The sequence below is a fragment of the Caulobacter sp. LARHSG274 genome (assembly GCF_052871235.1).
Map to the genome: position 1 here is coordinate 49870 of NZ_JBIXJO010000003.1, position 18739 is coordinate 68608.

Sequence of the window (18739 nt, forward strand, 5' to 3'; positions counted from 1 at the left end):
GGCAAGATAGGCGCGGACCCTTGGTGCGATTAGCCGCCGCATCCTAATCGCGACGTTGAGCCCCGCTCATCACAGGCCAGCCGTCAGAGACCGAGCGGACGCATCTCGCGGATCAGGTTGATGAGCAGGCGCAGCCCCGTCGGCAGCTGGCGACGGCTTGGGTAGTAGATGTGGAAGCCTGGGCCCAGGGACGACCAATCGTTCAGCACCAGGCGAAGTTCGCCGCGGGCGACGGCCGGCTGCACGCAGGGCTCCGGCAGATAGGCCAGCGCCGCGCCGCCCATGGCCAGGGTCATGGCGAACGCGGTTTCGTCGATGGTGATCTGGCCGGGCGCGTCGACGGCGATCGCTTCGTCGCCCCGCTCGAACTCCCAGCGATAGAGGCTGTCGTCGCCGAGCCTTATACGCAGGCAGCGGTGCCGGGACAGGTCGTGCGGATGCTCCGGCGCGCCGAAGCGGTCAAGATAGGCCGGCGCCCCGACCACTACCCAGCGAACGTCGGCCGAAAGGCGTTGGGCGATCATGTCTTCGGGCACGGTGCCGCCATAGCGGACACCGGCGTCCGCGCCCGCGGCCACCACGTCGACCAGGTGGTTGGTGATGACGACGTCGATGTCGATGTCGGGATAGCGATCGATGAAGACCGGCAACACCGGCGCGAGCAACAGCGAGCTGGCGTGCTCTAGCACATTGAGCCGAATTCGGCCCGACGGCTCGTCGCGAAACCGGTTCAGGGCCTCGGCGGCCAACCCGATCGCGTCGAAAGGACCAACGATCGCCGTCCACAGCTCCTCCCCGGCCGCAGTGAGCGTGACGCTGCGATTGGTCCTGTTCAGAAGGCGCACGCCAAGGCGGTCTTCCAGGCCTTTCAGCGAATGGCTCAAGGCCGAGGCGCTGACCCCCAGCTCCAACCCCGCCCGCCGAAAATTGCGATGCTTGGCGATGGCCAGAAAATAGCTGAAGTCGGCGAGATCGCCTCGGCGCAGGGTCATCGCGTCAGCCTGCCGCTAGAAGCCTCGGCTTGGCAACATCATTGAAGTGCGCTCATCCTTTCGGACAACTATTCTGCCCCGCGACGACCGCGACGAATAGGTCACGTTTCGGTCTGATCGGCCTGAAGGTCTGCGGCCAGGCTGGCGATGATCCGATCCAGGGCGGCAGGCAGCAGGCCACCATAGGTCAGGGTGACGCCCTCCCCGCCTTTCAACAGGGTCGCGAAGGTCGGGTAGCGGCCCGGCGACTGCAGAACCGCACGCCGGACCGTCTTCGGATCGTGCAAGAGCTTGCGGGCGGTCATCGGCTTTTCTTCCATCAACGTCATGGGATTGACGAAGAAGACCAGCATGGCCAGCGCGTCCCAGATCTTCTGGTCCTTGAAGCCGGCCCGCCGCAGGATGCCCAGCATCGTCTCGGTCCAGATCAGGGCCGCGGGCGACTCCCGATTGGCGAGCAGGATTCTAGCCAGGCCGGGATATTCCAGCAGCCGCGCCTGATAGGCCAGGACATAGGCGCGCAGCTGTTCGGCCCAGGGCTGGTCGGGATTCTCGACCTTGAGGTCCTCAAAGATCGATTCCGCCACCCGCTCGAACAACGCGTCCTTGTCGCTGAAGTGATAGTAAAGCGCGGTCGCGGTCACGTTCAGCTTGAGGGCGATCTGCCGCATCGTGACCTTGGCGAAGCCGGATTCCCGGGCTAGCGCCCGCGTCACCGAGACGATGCTGTCGGCCAGAAAGCCCGGGCCCTCGCGGTCGGCGAGGCCGCGCTGGAGTTTCAAAGTCTTCATTCTAGGCGTCTGACCTCGAAAACGATCTGCGTTCTACGGTAGAGGGGCTTGCGGACGGCGCCCAGACCTTTAGCGCGGGCCGATGCGCTAGCGCCATTTGATGGGCCGGCGACAGGATGCCGGACGCCAGCACCATTCATTTCGCATACGCGATCCCCGAGCTTCAATGATTGACGGCGGGCGTCAAGACGTTCGTCCTTCACTTAACAACGTTAAAAAAACATAGGGAAGAAACCGATGCTCAGGTCAACGGGGCTGCTCTGCGCCGTCAGTTTGGTCGCCCTTGCCCTCGCCGCCGGGCCGGAGGCCTGTTTGGCCCAGGCGGCCTCGAGTCCAGGTGAGACCTCGCCTTCGTCTCCGCCGGCCTCCACGCCCGATACCGAGGTCTCGACCCTGGAAGACGTGGTCGTGACCGCCCGCCGGATCTCCGAACGGCTGCAGGAAGTTCCGGTGGCGGTGACCGCCCTCAGCGCCAAGGCCCTGGCCGAGCGCCCGATCTTCAACGCCGTCGACCTCAACAGCTATGTTCCGGCCCTGAAGATCGAGGGGTTCAATTCGCCGGACAAGCTGGTCGTCGGCATCCGCGGGCAGCGCAACGCCCAGGTGGTTCCCGGCCAGGATCCCTCGGTCGGCATCTATTTCGCCGAAGTGGCCCTGGGTTATCCCGTCGGGGTCAATCAGCAGTTCTATGACCTGGATTCGCTGCAGGTCCTCAAGGGGCCGCAAGGCACGCTGTTTGGCCAGAGCACGACCGGCGGCGCCATCCTGATCGCCCCCAAGCGTCCCACCGACACGTTCGAAGGCTCGGTCACCGCCGGCGCCCGGGCGTTCCGCGGCGGCCAGGGCCTGTACGGCACGGCCATCCTCAACGCGCCGCTCAGCAAGTCGCTGTCGGTGCGCGCCGCCGTGAACTGGATCGACCGCGACGGCTATGTCGACAATGAAGCGCCGCTGCCGGCGACCCAGTACGCCCTGAATACGCCGCCGAACAAGGGCGGTCGCCTCGACGACGACCGCGAGTTCAGCGCGCGGCTTTCGGCCCTGTGGCGCCCGACCGAGACCTTCGAGAACTACCTGCTCTCCAGCTACACCCGCTTCAAATCCAACGGCGCGGCCTTCCACGCCACCGCCTTCAATCCCGTGGGCTTCGGGGCCTTCCTGCTGCCGAGCTCGACAGCCGCCTACGCCCAGCTTCAGGACCAGTACAGCCATAACTTCTGGTCCACCCGCTCGGACGTGCAGTCGCGCGTGGATCTGAAGATGTTCCAGGTCGCCGATACGGCCACCTGGAACCTCAACGACAATCTGCTGCTGAAGAACATCGTCAGCTACCGCGACTTCGATCGCAAATATTTCCAGGACTTCAGCGGCTTCGCCCTGCCCCTGCTGACCGCCTCGGTGCCGGACGACGGTACGGAATTCTCCGAGGAAATGCAGCTCCAGGGCAAGGCCTGGGAGGGCAACCTGCAATGGGTGGCCGGGCTCTACTTCTTCGACCAGAAGATCGAGCACGGCTCGGGCGCCAGCTTCCTCGGCTTTCCGCTGACCGACGTGGTCTCCCATACGCGCAGCCGCAGCTATGCGGCCTTCGTCCAGGGCACGGCGCAACTGCCGGCCATCGACGACCGCCTCTCCCTGACCCTGGGCGCGCGCTACACCCAGGACCGCCGCGACGTATTCATCGACGGCATCGACCACAACAGCGGCGCCTGCACCCTGACGGACAATGGCGTCCCCCTGTCCGTGGCCAACTGCAGCTTCGACGACCACGCCAAGTTCAACGAGCCGACCTACACCGCCAGCCTGAACTTCCAACTCGACACCGACACCCTGCTCTACACCGCGACCCGCCGCGGCTATCGGGCCGGCGGCTACGCGCCCGACATCCAGACCGTGCAGTCCAACCGCCGTTTCGCTCCGGAAATCGTCCAGGACTTCGAGGTCGGCTTCAAGAAGGACTGGCATTTGGGCGGCGTCAGCCTGCGCACCAACGCGGCGGTCTATTACCAGGACTACAGCAAGATCCAGCGCTTCGTGGCGGTGGACAATCCGTCCAACATCGCCGTCGTCAACGCGGCCGGCGCCAAGATCCCCGGCGGCGAGTTCGAGGTGATCCTGGTGCCGGTCTCCGGCCTCAGCCTGTCGGCCTCGCTGTCGGTGATCAAGCCCAAGTACAAGAACTTCGTGACCGCCAGCGGCGACTTCACGTCCAACCGCCTGGCCCAGGTGCCGGAAAAGCAGTTCACGGTCGGCGCCCACTACACCCTGCCGGTCCCCGAGTCGGTCGGCGAGATCCGCGTCGGCGCTGACTATTACCACCAGAGCGAGGTCTATTTCACCGACACGACCCAGGGGCCCGCCTTCGGTCCGGACGCCTCGCAGAAGCAGGCCGGCCATGGCCTGCTCAACATCAAGGCGGACTGGGACCACATCGGCGGGTCCAATATCGGCGCCTCGCTCTATGTGCAGAACGCCCTGGCCGAGAAATACCTCACCTACGGGGTGATCCTGTACCCGTCGCTGGGCTTCAACTCCGCCACTGTCGGCGATCCCCGGGTGTTCGGCTTCGAGCTGCGCTACAGCTGGTAAGCCTAGAGCCGATCGAGCGATGAGAATCGCGCGATCGGCTCCAGCTTTTGTTTTCGCATCGTTTTTGCGGAAAACCGGTGTCCACTTTTCCGCACGATGCTCCAGACGCCCAAACGATAACGCCTCCGACCCTGCGGTCGGAGGCGTTTTTTCGTATCGCCTTCGGGGACCAGTCCGCCTGGACCGGTCCGCTCTTGCGTCAGCTGTCCCAGGCGATGTCGCCGCTCATGATGTCGCTGTAATAAGGCATGTGCATCAGCATGCCGCCGTCGACCTCGATGTCCTGGCCGGTGATGAAGGTGGCGTCGTCGGAACTCAGGAACACCGCCATGGCGGCGATGTCCTCGGGGAGGCCGAGGCGGGGGGTCAGGGTGTTGCGTTCCATGACCCCGACCATGGCGCCGTGCACGTTCTTCTTGCCGCCCTCGGTCCGGATCAGGCCAGGGCAGATGGCGTTGCAGCGGATGCCCTGCTTTCCATAGATCGTCGCGACGTAACGCATCAGGCTCGCCACCGCGGCCTTGGAAGCTCCGTAGGCGATGTTGGAGATGTCGCCGAGCAGGCCGGACCCCGAGGTGGTCATCAGGATCGACCCGCCGCCGGCCTTCAGCATGTGCGGGATCGCGTACTTGCAGCCGGCCAGATAGCCGCGCGCATTGACCGCCATCGTCCGGTCCCAGACGGCGAAGTCGATGCCGACCGGATCGGTGTCCAGCTTGATGACGTCCGGCGACATCAGGGCGGCGTTGTTGAACAGGATGTCCAGCCGGCCGAACCGTTCGACGGCCGCCGCGACCAGAGCCTCGACCGACGCCACGTCGCCGGCATCGAACTGGACCGCCAGGGCGGCGTCGCCGAGTTCCTTGGCCAGCGCCTCGGCGCGACCGGCGTCGATGTCACCGATCACGACCTTGGCGCCTTCCTGGGCGAACCGCCGGCAGGTCGCCTCGCCGATCCCCGACGCACCGCCGGTGACGATCGCCACCTTTCCTCCAAGCCCTCGCATCCGCTTCCTCCTTTTTTGTCGCCATTTCAGGCGCGCTTTCCGCGCTACGAAGCAGTGGTAGGTATTTTTTCAACCGTTGGAAGTCGATAAATGGCCGATATCCCATTCATGATCGACTAAATACGCTACTTGACACCGTTAAGTCCTTTGATGTTACCTTCTCAGAGGTCGCGAATTTGCGGCCACAATACGGCTAAGCTGGCGCTTTGACGCCGGCGGCGATTGGGCGAGGAAACCATGTCAAGAGTTGAACGCCCCGCGGCGGGCAAGACCGAGCTGGATCAGGTCTGGGGTCTGCGGCCCCATTTCTACAAGGAATTCATGGCCGACCACGCCCGGTCGATCGCACGGGTCGACCCCGTGATCCTTGAGCTCTGCCGGCTGCACATGGCCACCGTCTTCACCAGCGCCTTCTCCCTGGCCCTGCGCTACCGGCCGGCCCTCGACGCCGGCCTGACCGAAGAGAAGATTGCGGCCATCCCTCGCGCCTACAATTCGCCGCTGTTTTCGCCGGCGGAGCGGCAATGCCTGCAGTTCGCCGAGCAGTTCGCCATCCAGGCCAGCAGCATCGACGACGGCGACGTCAAGAAGCTGGAAGAGGCGATCGGCGTCGAACCGATGATCTATCTGATCAAGGCGCTGAGCGTCATGGACCAGCTGCAGCGCAGCACGGTCGCCTTCCAGCTGGCGCCGCCGACCGAGGCCCCCGACACCCTGCCCGGTTTCGAAGTCGTCCAACTGGCCGCCTGAGCCCTTCCCTCCCCATCAGCATCGCAGGAGCCAGACCATGGCCACCACCCCGCGCATTCCCGAGCAGTACGCCAAGGGCTTCACCATGCTGGCCGGCGACCAGGACAGTCCCGCCGCCCGCATCGCCATCCCGCAGGAACTGAACCGGCTGGCCGGCATACCGATCGCCAGCGCCCGCTCGCTGCAACTGGATCCCGTGCTGCACGAGTGCGTCCGGCTGTTCAACGCCAACTACCAGGGCTGCGAATACTGCCGGAACGCCCGCCAGGCCGTCGCCGTGCAAGCCGGCCTCGACGAGGACATGGTCAGCAAGCTGACCCGGTTCGAGAGCAGCGACCTGCCCGAGCGCACCAAGGCGGCGCTGCGGATCACCGACGCCCTGGCCTCGGCGCCGCAGATGCTGACGGACGCGATCTGGAACGGCGCTCGCCAGCACTTCTCCGAGCAGGAGGTCGTCGATCTGGTGCTGCTGTCGTGCTACACGACCGGCAGCCGCGTGGCGATCATCCTGGGGGTGGAGCCCGGCAAGGAAGCCTCGTCGCGGCTGTTCTACCCGACCGATCCGGTCTACGGGGACTCGCCCGACCTCAGCGCTGCGATCGAGGCCCTCAAGGAAGGGGGCGTCGCCGTCAAGGAGCGCGGCGAAGGCTACGACCGGATTCCGGTGGCCTAAGGCAGAAACAGCGAGAGCCCGGCGTTGCCCTTTTTGGGGGGTGCGCGTCGGGCTCTCTTTGGGGCCGGACTTCATCTCCATCTCTGGATGACGATCCGAACCTCGATCATTCGGCTTTCGCTGGATGATCACCTCACTAAACCCCCGACGGCGTCGAAGGTTCCCGGCGAATTCGAGATCTGGCGAATCTTCCTGAGATGCCGCTCTAAACGCAGCGTCCCCGGGATCGATCCGATCGACCGGGCTTCTCCGTCCCATGTTAAGAATGGCCAGGCGCCCCGTTGCGCGGCCCCGTTTCGCGACGAAGACGCGGCGGCGAACGGCTGGCGACGATGCGGAACATCGTCGGACCGATCGCCGTTTTCAGGATGGCGGCTGGGGCGGCCCTCTCAAGGACACCTCCCATGACACGAGCACTTTTCTGTGGCTCGGCTCTGGCCCTGATGATCGGCTTCGCCGCCCAGGCGCAGAACGCTCCGCCCCCGACCACCCCGTCCCAAGAACCCAGCACTCCGTCCCAAGAGCCCGGCCAAGGTCAGGAGGTCAACCCGGCGCCGGCCATGCCGCCGGGAACCGACGCCAGCGCGGTGGCCTCGGTCTTCAAGCCCGGAATGATCGTCAAGGATAGCGCCGGCGCGACCGTGGGCACGGTCGAGCAGGTCGGGCAGACCGCCGACGGCTCGACCGCGATCGAAGTGAGCGTCGACGGCAAGGCGATCAACCTCTCGCCGTCCATTCTGGCCGTTTCGGGCGACGGCGAGGAGGCCGTCAGTTCGATGACCAAGGCGCAGATCAAGGCCGCCTCGGACGCGGCGCGCTAAGCCGCTCCGCCGGCCCAGGGAGCGTTCGCCGCGTCTCATGCGTTTCGTGGCGTCGGAGCATCGTCCATGGCTTGGTCCACGCCCAGCGCCGCCTCGCCCCCGCCCCTCGCCGCCGCCTCTTCGATCGCGAGGCGACGATGAGCCTGCCCGTCGTTCAGTTTGCGGCCATCCTGCTGACGGCCCTGGCGCTCGTCCCCAGCGGCGCCCACGCCCTGGCGTTGCGGAACAAGATCAAGATGCCGCAGGAGCGCTATTTCGCCGCGCAGCAGATCTACCGGGGCTGGGCCTTGACCGGTATCGCGCCGGCCGCCGCCGTGGTGGTCGACCTCTGCCTGGCCTATCTCGTGCGGGACCGGCCGGTCGCAGCCTGGTTCAGCCTGACCGGCGGCCTCTGCCTGGCCGCCACCCTGTTGATCTTCTTCGTCCGGATCTGGCCGGCCAACCAGGCCACCGACGACTGGGTCAGTACGCCGCCGGAGTGGCCGGACCTGCGCAGGCGCTGGGAATACGGCCACGCCGTCAGCGCCGGCCTGATCCTGGTCGGACTTTGCCTGGTCACCGCCGGCGCCCTCGTCGACTGAAACGATCGCAGCCCGGAACAACGACCAAATCAGGAACGGACGCGGGGACCCACGGGTTTATGGGAGCGGAAGGAGATGCATCATGAAGGCTCTCAATCTCATCACCCTGATCTTGACTATTGTCGCGGGCCTTGATGTCGGCCTGGTCGGTCTGACCAACAACGATTTCATCGCCTACCTGTTCGGCGAAGGTTCCGCGGTGGCGCGCGGCATCTATGTGATCCTGGGACTGTCGGCGCTTTACCAGATCTATCCGCTGGTGAAAGCCTGGTCGGTCGGCGAGATCCATGCCGAGGCCGCGCACGGCTGACGGCGACCATCGCGGTCATGCTGAATGGGCTCGCGGCGCGCCGTCCTGGCGCATCTTCACCGTGTCGCTGATCAGTTCGAGCCAGTGACGGATCTGGGTGAAGATCAGGAATTCGTCGTAAACCCGCTGCTGGGCGCTCCGCGCCAGCGCCTCCCGTTTGGGTTGGTCCCGCAGAAGCTCGCCCAGCATGTGCGCGATCTCGGCGGGATCCTCCGGATTCTCGACCAGACAGCCGTCGAGACCGGGGCGGATCTGCTGGCGCAGGCCGACGGCGCGCGAGCCCATCACGGCCGTCTGCTTCCACATCGCCTCGGTCGCGGTCAGCCCGAAGCCTTCGCTCAATGAATTTTGCACCACCACGTCCGAGCAACGCTGCAGGGCGTTGACCATCAGGGCGTTGTACTTCTGCGATCCCATCGGCAGGGACAGGATGACGACGGCCTCCTGCAGATCCGGTTCCAGGCGGACGTAGGCGTCGCCGATCTCCGCCAGCACTTCTTGCGCCTCCGGATCATCGGCGATGGAACCTGGGTCCGGGCCGGCCAGCACCAGCCGCGCCAGATGCAACGCGCGCCGGGGCCAGTCCTGCGGCTCCGGCTCGCCGTCCACCCCCTGCTTAAGGGCGATGAATCCCCTCATCAGCGGCAGAAAACCCTTCAGTCGGTCCCAGCGGGAAACCTGGGTGACGATCGGTCGGAACAGAAGCCCGATGTCCTCGCGGGCCGTGGCCGGCGCCCAGCTCCCATCGGGCTCAAGCCGCCGCGCCGGCTCGGGAAAGGCCGGCGTCAGCACCGGACCATACGGCCGAACCAGGTTGGCGTTGGTCAGGATGCCGACCAGCTTATGGACCGGCAGGTCGCGGTTCTTGTGGCTGAGCGGATCGATGGCCGGGTGGATGATCATGGCCCGCCCCGCCACGCAGCCGGGGATATATTGCGGCGCCGAGAACACCGCACGGTCGTAGGCCTGGGCATAGCCGCCCAGAAAGGCCCAGGCGGCGCGGGTCTGCGGCGTCTCTTGATCAAGCCCGATATGGCACTGCCAGATCGCCGTGATGTCCATGGACTCGCGCAGCATGGCGCCCGCCCCCAGCGGCTGCGGGTCATGGATGACGACGACGTCGCCGGGCGCGATGTCGGCCCGCAGCGCGTCGGCGGTGTCGCGGCTCACGCGCTCATAGAGCTGGCGCTCGTCCGGGCTGAGATCCGGGTCTCCCTGCCCGTGGATCAGATTGTGCAGGCGCTTGGTCAGGCGAAAGAAGTCCGGCTCGTCCGGTTCCATCACCAACCAACGGGTGTCGACGCCGAACTCGCACATCAGCGACACCAGCGGCAGTAGTTGTTCGGCCACGCCGCCGCCGCGCGGCGTGCTGCTCACCATCCAGACGCGACGATTCTGGAAATATCTGACCAGCCGGCCGGCCTCTGTGCGCAAGTCCCGTACCGCCGCGCTCAGCTGCGCGACACCCTCGTAATCGCCCAGCGAGAGCTGGCGCTGCGTCTCGACCTGATACGTCATGTCCGCGTCCAACTGCGCCCCACGGCATGAAGCCGCAGCGGTCGACTTGGTTCAATCGCAGGGCAAATCGGCGGCGCTGGCGCGTTCCGAGGAACTCCGCCGACGACCGGGGGATTAACTTAGATTCCTCGACGCCCTCCCCGGGGAGCAGCCAATGGGAGCAGCCCATGATGGAGGTCCTTGCCTCGCCCGACCACGTGGTGGCCATGAAGCTGTCGGGAACCATCAACGGCGAGGACTATGACCGCGTGGTTGCTGAGGTCGACAGCAAGCTCGACGCCCATGACAAGATCGGCGTTCTGGTCGATCTGACGGCGTTCAAGGACCTGACCGTGGAGGCTGGCGCCAAGGACGTTCGCTACAGCTTGAGGCATCTGTGGCAGCTGAAGCGTTTTCCGCGCGACGCGCTGATCACCGACAAGGAATGGGTGCGCGTCCTGGCCCGCATCGCCAGCCCCATCGTGCCGCATGTCGAAATCCGCACATTCTGTCCAGGCGAACAGGCCCTGGCCCTGTCCTGGGTCTCGGATATTCACCATTAGGCCTTTGTGATCGGCCCGAGGGGAACCGCGACCCGATCGGTCCGCTTGCTGTGGATGTATCTGATCGCCTTGGCCACCGACTATGACGGCACACTGGCGCATCACGGAAAAGTGGATGCGCCGACCCTCGCCGCGCTTGAGCGCCTGAAGGCGAGCGGTCGAAAGCTGCTGATGATCACCGGCCGCGACCTGCCCGATCTGAAGCGCGTCTTCGATCGCTTCGACCTGTTCGACGTCGTCGTCGCCGAGAACGGCGCCCTGCTCTACTTCCCTCAGACGCAGGAGGAGCGTTGTCTGGCCGATGGGCCGCCGCCGGAACTGATCGCGGCGTTGCGGGCCAAGGGCGTTCAGCCGCTGACGGTCGGGCGCGGCATTATCGCGACCTGGGAACCGAACGAGACGGCGGTGCTCGAATGCATTCGACATCTGGGATTGGAATGGCAGATCATCTTCAACAAGGGCGCGGTGATGGTGCTACCGCCCGGGGTCAACAAGGCCACGGGTCTGGCTGCGGCGCTCCTGACCCTCGAGCTGTCGCCGCTGAACGTGGTTGCGGTCGGCGACGCTGAGAACGACCACGCCTTCCTGACCGCCAGCGGTTGCGCGGTCGCGGTCGCCAATGCGCTCGATGCGGTGAAGACAAACGCCGATCGGGTCACGTCGGCGGATCATGGGGCCGGCGTGATCGAGTTGATCGACGATCTTCTGGCCGATGAAACCACGCTGGCGGCCGCCGCGACCACGCGGCGCAGGATATGGCTCGGCGACGATCCCACCGCGACCGTACGCGCCAATGACGGCGCAGTGCTGATCGCTGGCCCCTCGGGCGTCGGCAAATCCACCCTGGCGACGGCGATCATCGAAAAGCTGGCAGGTCAGGGTTTCCAGATCTGCGTGCTCGACCCCGAAGGCGACTACGATGACCTGCAGGATGCCGTCGTCCTTGGCGACGCAACCCACGCGCCGGTCGCCGCCGAGGCGCTCGATGTCCTGCGCAAGCCCGACAACCGGCCCCTGGCGATCAACATGCTAGGGCTTCGGGTGCGGGATCGGCCCGGATTCTTCACCGGCCTGATGTCGCGCATCAATCTGCTGCACGGCCAGACCGCGCGACCGCACTGGCTGGTGATCGACGAGGCGCATCATATGCTGCCGGCAGACCCGGAGCCTGAGCTGGACAAGGCCGGCCTGCCGGATCCCCTGCCGGCGGCGATCTATGTGACGGTGCACCCTCAGGCGATGCGACGCGACGCGCTGGCCAAGGCGCGGACGCTGATCGCCGTCGGCCCGCAGGCTGGCGAGGTCATCGAGAATTTCTGCCGCGCGATCGGCGCGACCGCGCCCCCGCACGCGCCGGCCGGCCGAGCGGATGAAGTGCTATTCTGGGATCGGGCCGCCAGCGCCGCGCCGCGTTGGATCAAGGTCGATCGTCCCAAGCGCGAGCACCAGCGGCACACCCGCAAATACGCGCACGGCGAACTGGGCGAAGACAAGAGCTTCTATTTCCGCGGACCCGACGGCGCGCTGAACCTCAGGGCCCACAACCTGACGATCTTTCTGCAGATGGCCGATGGCGTCGACGAAGCCACCTGGCTGTATCACCTGCACCGAGGCGACTACGGCAGATGGTTTCGTGAGGTGATCAAGGACGAGGACCTCGCCGGCCACGCCGACAGGATCCAGGACGATCGCGACCCTGCAGCGACGCGCCGGCAGATGCGGCAAATCATCGAGCGACGCTATACCGCTCCGACGTCATGACGGCGCTAGGCGCTGCTGCGTCAGAAAACTCTGTCCGCCATGGACATCTGGACAGCTGAGAGTGAAGCGCCGTTCGATGCCTGCGCGTGCACGGTTCCTGCGCACTCGCCGTCTTCGGGCGCCGTAAAAATCGAAGGCGGAAGGCCAATGTCCGCTGCCCCCGCCGTCGGACGCGCGACATCGCACGGCGTCTTGCTAGGCCGGATTCGACAGTCGCCGGTCGGGCGGCGTCAGGGGACCTTGTCGAATGGAATTGGGCGCTCGCATACCGACCCGGCGGCAGCTTCTGTCCGCGATCGCCAAGGCGGGCGGCACGGCGGCGCTCTACCAGGCCATGACCACGTTGGGACACGCGGCCGAAACCCAGTTCGCCGGTCCGCCGAACCTTTCGGGCGCCCGCAAGGGCGCTTCTGTGATCGTGCTGGGCGCGGGGCTGGCGGGAATGCTGGCGGCCCACGAGCTGACCAAGGCCGGCTATCAGGTCCGGATTCTCGAGTACCAGGGCCGGGCCGGCGGCCGGAACTGGTCGCTCCGGGGCGGAGACAGCTATACCGAACTGGGCGGCGCCACCCAGAAGGTGGGCTTCCAGCCCGGCAACTACCTGAACCCCGGCCCCTGGCGCATTCCGCACCATCACCGCACGCTGCTGCACTACTGCAAGCAGTTCGGCGTGGCCCTGGAGCCGTTCATCCAGTTCAACCACAACACCTATGTCCACTCGTCGACCGCGTTCGGCGGCAAGCCGGTGCGCTTCAACGCCGCCGCGGCGGACTTCGAAGGCAATATCGCCGAACTGCTGGCCAAGTCGGTCAACCAGAAAGCTCTGGATGAGTCCGTGACCCTGGAGGATCGCGAACGCCTGCTCGAAGCGCTGCGCGGTTGGGGCATGCTCGACAAGGACTACAAATACGTCTCCAGCCTGCGGACCTCAGGCCATCGCGGTTTCGAACGCCCGCCGGGCGGCGGCGTCAACGGCGCGCCGATCGCCTCGCCGCTCTACGACTTCCATGACGTGCTGGATCCCCAGGTCTGGACCTCGATGGCCTTCTTCATGGGCCACGAGATGCAGACCACCATGTTCCAGCCGGTGGGCGGCATGGACATGATCGGCAAGGCCTTCGCCCGGCAGGTCCAGCAGCTGATCACCTACAACGCCAAGGTCACCAAGATCGCCCAGGACGACAAGGGCGTCTCCGTCTCCTACCAGGACACCGCCACCGGCCAGACCGCGACGGCGGCGGCCGACTGGTGCGTCTGCACCATTCCGCTGGGCGTCCTGGGCCAGATCGACACCCAGGTGACCGACGAGATGATGGCCGCCATCAAGGCCGTGCCCTATTCCGGCCAGGTGAAGATCGGCCTGGAGATGCGTCGCCGCTTCTGGGAAGAGGACGACTACATCTACGGCGGACACAGTTTCACCGACCAGGAGATCGCACTGGTCTCCTATCCCAACAACAACCTGTTCGGCGACGGTCCGGCCGTGCTGCTGGGCGCATTCGCCCGCGACCTGGGCGCCTATCGCCTGGCGGGCATGACCCCTGAACAGCGGATCGAGACGGCCCTGCAGCAGGGCTCGGTCATCCATCCGGGCCAGTACCGCAAGGAATTCATGACCGGCGCCTCGGTGGCCTGGAGCCGGGTTCCCTGGACGCTCGGCTGCTGCGCCCGCTGGAACGAGGACACCCGCAAGGAACACTACCAGACGCTGGTGGCGATGGACCGGCGGATCGTTCTGGCCGGCGAACACGCCTCCTATGTCGGATGCTGGATGGAGGGCGCTCTGCTGTCTTCGATCGACGCCATCACCCGGCTCCACAAGCGCGCGATGGAGGCCTGATCATGACCATTTCCAAGACCCTTCGCGCGGCGCTTGCGGCCACCCTCGCGCTCTCGGCCGCCCTGGCCCTCTTCTCGGCTCCCGCCGCCGCCCAGGCCGTTCAGGGCGGCGACACCGGCGGCGGGGTGGTCAGGGTTCCCAAACCCGTCACCGGCGCCCAGGTCTACCAGTCCGTCTGCCAAGCCTGCCACATGGCGGACGCCAAGGGCGCCAGCGGGGCGGCGACCATTCCCGCGCTCGCCAACAACCCGCGGCTGGCGGCCGCCGCCTATCCGATCATGGTCGTGTCCAAGGGCAAGGGCGCCATGCCCGGCTTCGCCGACATGCTCAGCGACGCGCAGATGGCCAATGTCATCACCTATGTCCGGGGCAATTTCGGCAACAGCTTCACCAAGCCCGTTTCCGAGGCGGACGTCGCCCGCATCGCCCATCCGCTCGCAGATCACTAGGCCGGCGCTAGGCGAAGATCTTGACGATGGTCGCCAGGATCTCCTCCTTCGAGCGGACCTCCATCTTGGAGTGAATATGCTTGATGTGGGTGCGGACGGTCTGGATCGACACGCCCTTGCTCTCGGCGATCCGTTCGGCGCTGTTGCCCTCGATGATCTCGTGAAGGATTCGCGCCTCCATGGCGCTCAGCCCGAACAGCAACTCAAGCTTGGGCAGGTGAGCGGGCGCGTCGAAGTCCTTGATGATGATCACCAGCGCCTGGACGCCGTCTTCGCTCACCGATCTCACCCGCAGGAGAAACCGGCGATCGAGATCGCTGTCGATGAACTGGCAGACCTCCTGGCCGATCAGCGCCTCGGCGATCCGGTCGATCAGGAACTGCTGGGCCCGGCGGTCGACGCCCATCACCCGCCCGCCCCGATCGATCAGGGGAGCGCCGCCCCCCGCCAGGAGCAGAGCGGCCGCCCGAGAGCGCCAGATCAGGTTCGCGTGCCGGTCGACCACGACCAGGGCGACGTCGTCCTGGTCCAGGCAAAATCTTACGATGCTCGTATCGTTCAAAGCAGCGGCGGGGTGTGACCCATCCATGCCTTCTTCCCTCCCAAAGGCCAGCTCTTAAGACTGGCTCTTTTATCGAACTCGTCTCCAGAGCTCCGAATTTCTCGGTCGCATCTTCAACGGTTCGCTTCGTGGTTACATACAACCACTTACTCGAACATTTTCCACAACTTAAGATTAAGGCAGATGATATAGCGTCGTTTTGACGCGCTTCAACTGACAATGGTTCTCATGAATAGAATTATGTAGTCGAATTTAATTATTCGTCCTTAACTATTTTCCGAAGAGAACTTTATTTCCCCTATCAGGTGAAACTACACCATCTACCCAAGGTGGGGGATTTCACAACATTAGTTCTCTGCAATCTTTGTCCCGACATTAAGAACTTGTTAAGATAAACAAGGACTGGGACATGGCTGGCGAACCGCTGACGCTCCCAAACACCGCATGTACCCAGCGCAAGCCGTTCCGGCTTGAATGGATCGTCGGCGGCCTGCTCCTGGCGATCGCCACGGGCGCGACCGGTGTGAGTTCGGCGCAGGCCCAGGTCACCGCCTATGCCGGCGGGTCACCCTCCAATATTGTGCTGTCCATTCCGGTGACGGCGTCGGTCGGCGGCCGCTGCGGCTTCGCGCCGGGTCAGGCGCCGTCCGGCTCCACCAATGTCGGCGAAGTTAACAACGCCTTTTCGGCCGACTTTCCCTTCACGCTGGAATGCACCGTGCCGTTCCGCGCGGCGGTGATCTCGCAGAACGGCGGCCTTCTGGCCACCGGGGCCGCGACGCCCAGCGGCTACGCCAATCTGGCGCCCTATCTGGTCGACCTGAACCTAGTCGGAGACGTCGGGGTCACCCCCGCGAGCGCCACCTGCGACACCGGCGACCTGCAGACCGCCTCTGGCGCGACCTGCACCTTCAAGGGGCCCGCCAGCGCCAGCCAGGGCCTGCGGCTCAACGGCTCGTCCTACGACGTCTCCGGATCTTACCTCCGGGTCCATCGGGCCGCCTATGCCGGCCCGGCGATCCTGGTCGCCTCCAACACCTATGCCGACGCGCTCACCGTGACGGTCAGCGTCTCGCCATGACGAGTCCGCCGCGGCCCGCTCCCCCGGCGGACCAGGTGGCGATCTTCGGGGGACGGGGCGACCGCCCCCACGGCAACAGGCCGGCTTGACCGGACCCAGACTGGAGAGAACGCGATGAAGAAAACGATCCTGATCGGCGCGGCCCTGGCGGGTCTGGCGATCGCTCCCGCGGCCCTGGCCCAGACGGTGACCGGCACGGTCAACGTGACCGGCAGCGTCGCCGCCAAGTGCGTCGTCATCACCGGCGGCGGCGGCAGCTCCTTCACCGGCTCGATCCCCCTGGGCGAACTGGCGGGAACCGATGGGACCCTGTCGTCGGCCCTGTCGGGCTCGACCAACGGCAGCCCGGCCGGCTTCACCCAGTTTCGGGTGAACTGCAACAGCGCCGCCCCGAAGGTGACGCTCAGCGCCACCCGCCTGGCGCTTTCGCCGACCGCGACGGCCCCCGCCGGCTACGCCAACGTCATCGACTACACCGCCGGGCTCGACGCCGCCCTGGCCTCGGGCGGCGTCCAGACGGTCAGCTACGTGACCGCCGCCGCCCTGCCCGCCCCCACCGTCCAGGCTCTGTCGGACAGCTTCGCCAACGCCGCCAATAACCTGACGATCAAGGCCCACAGCCTCAACACCGCGGCCGGCGCGCTGCTGATGGCCGGCAACTATTCGAGCGTCATCTCCGTGACCATCGAACCGATCTGACGCGGCGGGTTGGGAGAACCACCATGAGACAGTCCATCCTCCTTCCCGTCGTCGCAGCGAGCCTGGCGCTCGCCTGCGCGGCGAGGCCGGCCCTGGCCCAGACCGCCACCGGAACGGTGCAGGTCAACGGCTCGGTCGCCAATCGCTGCCTGTTCGTCTCCGGCGACGTGGTGCTCGATCTGGGCGAACTGGCCCTGGTCAGCGGCGACACCGCCACCCTTGGCCGGCTCGACCCGGCCAAGCTGACCAGCCGCTCGGCGACCCTGAACGGCTGGTGCAACGGGGTGTCGGCCAACATTGCGGTCGAAGCGTTCCCGATCCTGAACACCAGCTTCACCGAGACCGCCCCGTCGGGCTTCGAGCGGCGGATCGACTATGTCGCCACCGCCACGGCCGCTCCGAGCGGCGGCGCGGTCTCGGCTGGCGACACCACCCTGACCAGCGGCGGCGGCGTCGCCAGCACCACGGGGATTTTCAGCAGCGACATCGTCGTCAGCTTCGCCGACGCGGCAACGCCGAGCGGCGGCCGGCTGATCGCGGGCTCCTATTCGGGCTCCGTGGTCGTGACGCTGTCGCCCACCACCTGAAGCCGAGAGGTCGTCATGATCCAGCACCGAGCAGCCTTTGTCGGACTAGCGGCGACCGTCTTGGCCTTGGCCAACCTGGCTGGGACGTCCAATGCCCGGGCGCAGGACGTCGCCCGGGGAAGCGTTTCCCTGGGCGCGGAGGTCGGGCGGCTATGCGTGCTGGGCGCGCCGTCGCCGGCCGGGGTGGCGCTGGGCCAGATCTCGGCCAGTTCCGGCGCCAGCCTGGGTCGGCTGGCGGCCATCCCCCCCCGAACCGTCCAGTTGCCGGGCTCGTTCTGCAACTACGCCGGCGCTGCCCTGGCGATCACCGCCTCGCCCCTGGCGGTCACCAGCGGCGTCACCCAACCCGGCTTCGCCGGATCGGTGAACTACACCTGCACGATCAGCGCCTGGGGCGCGACCGCCGCGACGGTGCGGACCAGCGCCCAGAGCACTACGGGAACCGGAACCAGCTCGACCAACACGGTCCCGAAGGAAACCGACCTCACCCTGGTGATGTCCGACTTCGCCTCCCAGACCGACGACCTGCTGCAGCCGGGCGCCTACCTGGCCCTGGTCACCATCACCCTCGGCCCCGACGCGGGCCTGACCGCCTCGGGGAGCTGAGCCATGCGAGCCACAGCCCTTTTCATCCTGGCGCCGTTCGCCCTGAGCTTGGCGTCGATCGCCCACGCCCAGGCCGCCGGCCCGTCCGACACCGCCGGTCCGATCCAGATCACCGGCTTCGTGCCCGACAACATCTGCACGCTCGGCTCGCTGAGCGACGGCGACAACCTGTTCGACGTCGGCGTCCTGGTCGACACCGCCACCGGCCTGCTGCGTCCCGACCTTTCGGCCCCGCCGAAGGTGTTGACGGGCACCCAGTGCAGCTCGCGCAGCCAGCTGTCGATCGCGGCGACCCAGATGACGGCCCAGGCCTTCGTGACCACGCCGCCGGAAGGCTTCGCCCGGGGGGTCGACTACACCGCCACCGCTTCGGGCTGGACGCCGATCGCCGCCCGCTATGCGACGGGCGCCGCGGCCAACGCCGCCGCCTCGCAGATCCGCGAAACGGCCGGCGCCGGCGACATCACGATCAGCCTGTCCAACTTCGCCACCGCCGGAGGGCCGACCCTGCGACCGGTCGCCGACGAGACCTACCAGGGCGCGGTTGTCGTGACCCTGGCGGCGGCGAGCTAATCGGAGAC

At 66.3% G+C, this 18739-nt stretch carries 20 protein-coding genes; 15 read left to right on the forward strand and 5 right to left on the reverse strand.

Going from position 1 to position 18739, the window contains the following annotated elements:
* Positions 1-83: 83 nt before the first annotated feature.
* Together ACIPQB_RS08480 and ACIPQB_RS08485 are read right to left on the reverse strand one after the other, a co-directional pair.
* Complete coding sequence (locus ACIPQB_RS08480; RefSeq protein WP_446484780.1) at positions 84-992, reverse strand: LysR family transcriptional regulator; 909 nt, start codon at positions 990-992, stop codon at positions 84-86.
* Positions 993-1093: 101 nt separating this feature from the next.
* Entirely contained in the window at positions 1094-1783 is a 690-nt protein-coding gene (locus tag ACIPQB_RS08485) for a TetR/AcrR family transcriptional regulator (RefSeq protein ID WP_446484781.1), read from the reverse strand.
* Between the two features lie 237 nt (positions 1784-2020).
* Here ACIPQB_RS08485 and ACIPQB_RS08490 point away from each other — a divergent pair, with 237 nt between their 5' ends.
* The gene (locus ACIPQB_RS08490; protein ID WP_446484782.1) at positions 2021-4372 is read left to right on the forward strand and encodes a TonB-dependent receptor; all 2352 of its coding nucleotides are present in this window, start codon (positions 2021-2023) and stop codon (positions 4370-4372) included.
* A 199-nt stretch (positions 4373-4571) separates the two neighbouring features.
* Here ACIPQB_RS08490 and ACIPQB_RS08495 read toward each other — a convergent pair whose 3' ends face one another.
* Positions 4572-5357, reverse strand: coding sequence for an SDR family NAD(P)-dependent oxidoreductase (locus tag ACIPQB_RS08495; protein WP_446484783.1), 786 nt, complete (start codon positions 5355-5357; stop codon positions 4572-4574).
* A gap of 258 nt (positions 5358-5615) precedes the next feature.
* Between ACIPQB_RS08495 and ACIPQB_RS08500 the strand changes: the two genes are divergently transcribed.
* The 5 genes from ACIPQB_RS08500 to ACIPQB_RS08520 all read left to right on the forward strand — a co-directional run bounded on the left by ACIPQB_RS08500 (position 5616) and on the right by ACIPQB_RS08520 (position 8513).
* Entirely contained in the window at positions 5616-6128 is a 513-nt protein-coding gene (locus ACIPQB_RS08500; protein WP_446484784.1) for a hypothetical protein, read from the forward strand.
* Positions 6129-6165: 37 nt separating this feature from the next.
* On the forward strand, positions 6166-6801 hold the full coding sequence (locus tag ACIPQB_RS08505; RefSeq protein ID WP_446484785.1) for a carboxymuconolactone decarboxylase family protein: 636 nt from the start codon (positions 6166-6168) through the stop codon (positions 6799-6801).
* Between the two features lie 404 nt (positions 6802-7205).
* Positions 7206-7622: a hypothetical protein gene (locus ACIPQB_RS08510; RefSeq protein ID WP_446484786.1), complete on the forward strand. Its 417-nt coding sequence runs from the start codon at positions 7206-7208 to the stop codon at positions 7620-7622.
* A 137-nt stretch (positions 7623-7759) separates the two neighbouring features.
* Positions 7760-8203, forward strand: coding sequence for a hypothetical protein (locus ACIPQB_RS08515; protein ID WP_446484787.1), 444 nt, complete (start codon positions 7760-7762; stop codon positions 8201-8203).
* A gap of 82 nt (positions 8204-8285) precedes the next feature.
* Positions 8286-8513 carry a DUF378 domain-containing protein gene (locus ACIPQB_RS08520; RefSeq protein ID WP_446484788.1) on the forward strand — a complete coding sequence of 76 codons (228 nt, stop codon included), beginning with the start codon at positions 8286-8288 and terminating at the stop codon, positions 8511-8513.
* A 15-nt stretch (positions 8514-8528) separates the two neighbouring features.
* On the opposite strand, the gene ACIPQB_RS08525 is transcribed toward ACIPQB_RS08520, so the two are convergent.
* Positions 8529-10031, reverse strand: coding sequence for a glycosyltransferase (locus tag ACIPQB_RS08525; RefSeq protein WP_446484789.1), 1503 nt, complete (start codon positions 10029-10031; stop codon positions 8529-8531).
* Positions 10032-10198: 167 nt separating this feature from the next.
* Between ACIPQB_RS08525 and ACIPQB_RS08530 the strand changes: the two genes are divergently transcribed.
* The 4 genes from ACIPQB_RS08530 to ACIPQB_RS08545 all read left to right on the forward strand — a co-directional run bounded on the left by ACIPQB_RS08530 (position 10199) and on the right by ACIPQB_RS08545 (position 14623).
* A complete protein-coding gene (locus tag ACIPQB_RS08530) occupies positions 10199-10573 on the forward strand; it encodes an STAS/SEC14 domain-containing protein (RefSeq protein WP_446484790.1) in 375 nt (124 codons plus the stop codon).
* A gap of 54 nt (positions 10574-10627) precedes the next feature.
* Positions 10628-12334, forward strand: coding sequence for an HAD-IIB family hydrolase (locus ACIPQB_RS08535; protein ID WP_446484791.1), 1707 nt, complete (start codon positions 10628-10630; stop codon positions 12332-12334).
* 247 nt (positions 12335-12581) lie between these two features.
* Positions 12582-14174 (forward strand): flavin monoamine oxidase family protein, encoded by a 1593-nt coding sequence (locus ACIPQB_RS08540; protein WP_446484792.1) that lies wholly within the window; start codon positions 12582-12584, stop codon positions 14172-14174.
* A gap of 2 nt (positions 14175-14176) precedes the next feature.
* The gene (locus ACIPQB_RS08545) at positions 14177-14623 is read left to right on the forward strand and encodes a c-type cytochrome (protein ID WP_446484793.1); all 447 of its coding nucleotides are present in this window, start codon (positions 14177-14179) and stop codon (positions 14621-14623) included.
* A gap of 7 nt (positions 14624-14630) precedes the next feature.
* Here ACIPQB_RS08545 and ACIPQB_RS08550 read toward each other — a convergent pair whose 3' ends face one another.
* Positions 14631-15212: a helix-turn-helix transcriptional regulator gene (locus ACIPQB_RS08550; protein WP_446484794.1), complete on the reverse strand. Its 582-nt coding sequence runs from the start codon at positions 15210-15212 to the stop codon at positions 14631-14633.
* A 382-nt stretch (positions 15213-15594) separates the two neighbouring features.
* On the opposite strand from ACIPQB_RS08550, the gene ACIPQB_RS08555 reads away from it, so the two are divergent.
* From ACIPQB_RS08555 to ACIPQB_RS08575, 5 genes are all read left to right on the forward strand, one after another.
* Positions 15595-16266 carry a hypothetical protein gene (locus ACIPQB_RS08555; protein WP_446484795.1) on the forward strand — a complete coding sequence of 224 codons (672 nt, stop codon included), beginning with the start codon at positions 15595-15597 and terminating at the stop codon, positions 16264-16266.
* Positions 16267-16380: 114 nt separating this feature from the next.
* Positions 16381-16965 carry a hypothetical protein gene (locus tag ACIPQB_RS08560; RefSeq protein ID WP_446484796.1) on the forward strand — a complete coding sequence of 195 codons (585 nt, stop codon included), beginning with the start codon at positions 16381-16383 and terminating at the stop codon, positions 16963-16965.
* Between the two features lie 23 nt (positions 16966-16988).
* The gene (locus tag ACIPQB_RS08565) at positions 16989-17552 is read left to right on the forward strand and encodes a hypothetical protein (RefSeq protein ID WP_446484797.1); all 564 of its coding nucleotides are present in this window, start codon (positions 16989-16991) and stop codon (positions 17550-17552) included.
* 15 nt (positions 17553-17567) lie between these two features.
* Positions 17568-18158, forward strand: coding sequence for a hypothetical protein (locus ACIPQB_RS08570; protein ID WP_446484798.1), 591 nt, complete (start codon positions 17568-17570; stop codon positions 18156-18158).
* A 3-nt stretch (positions 18159-18161) separates the two neighbouring features.
* Positions 18162-18731, forward strand: coding sequence for a hypothetical protein (locus tag ACIPQB_RS08575; RefSeq protein ID WP_446484799.1), 570 nt, complete (start codon positions 18162-18164; stop codon positions 18729-18731).
* Positions 18732-18739 lie beyond the last annotated feature (8 nt).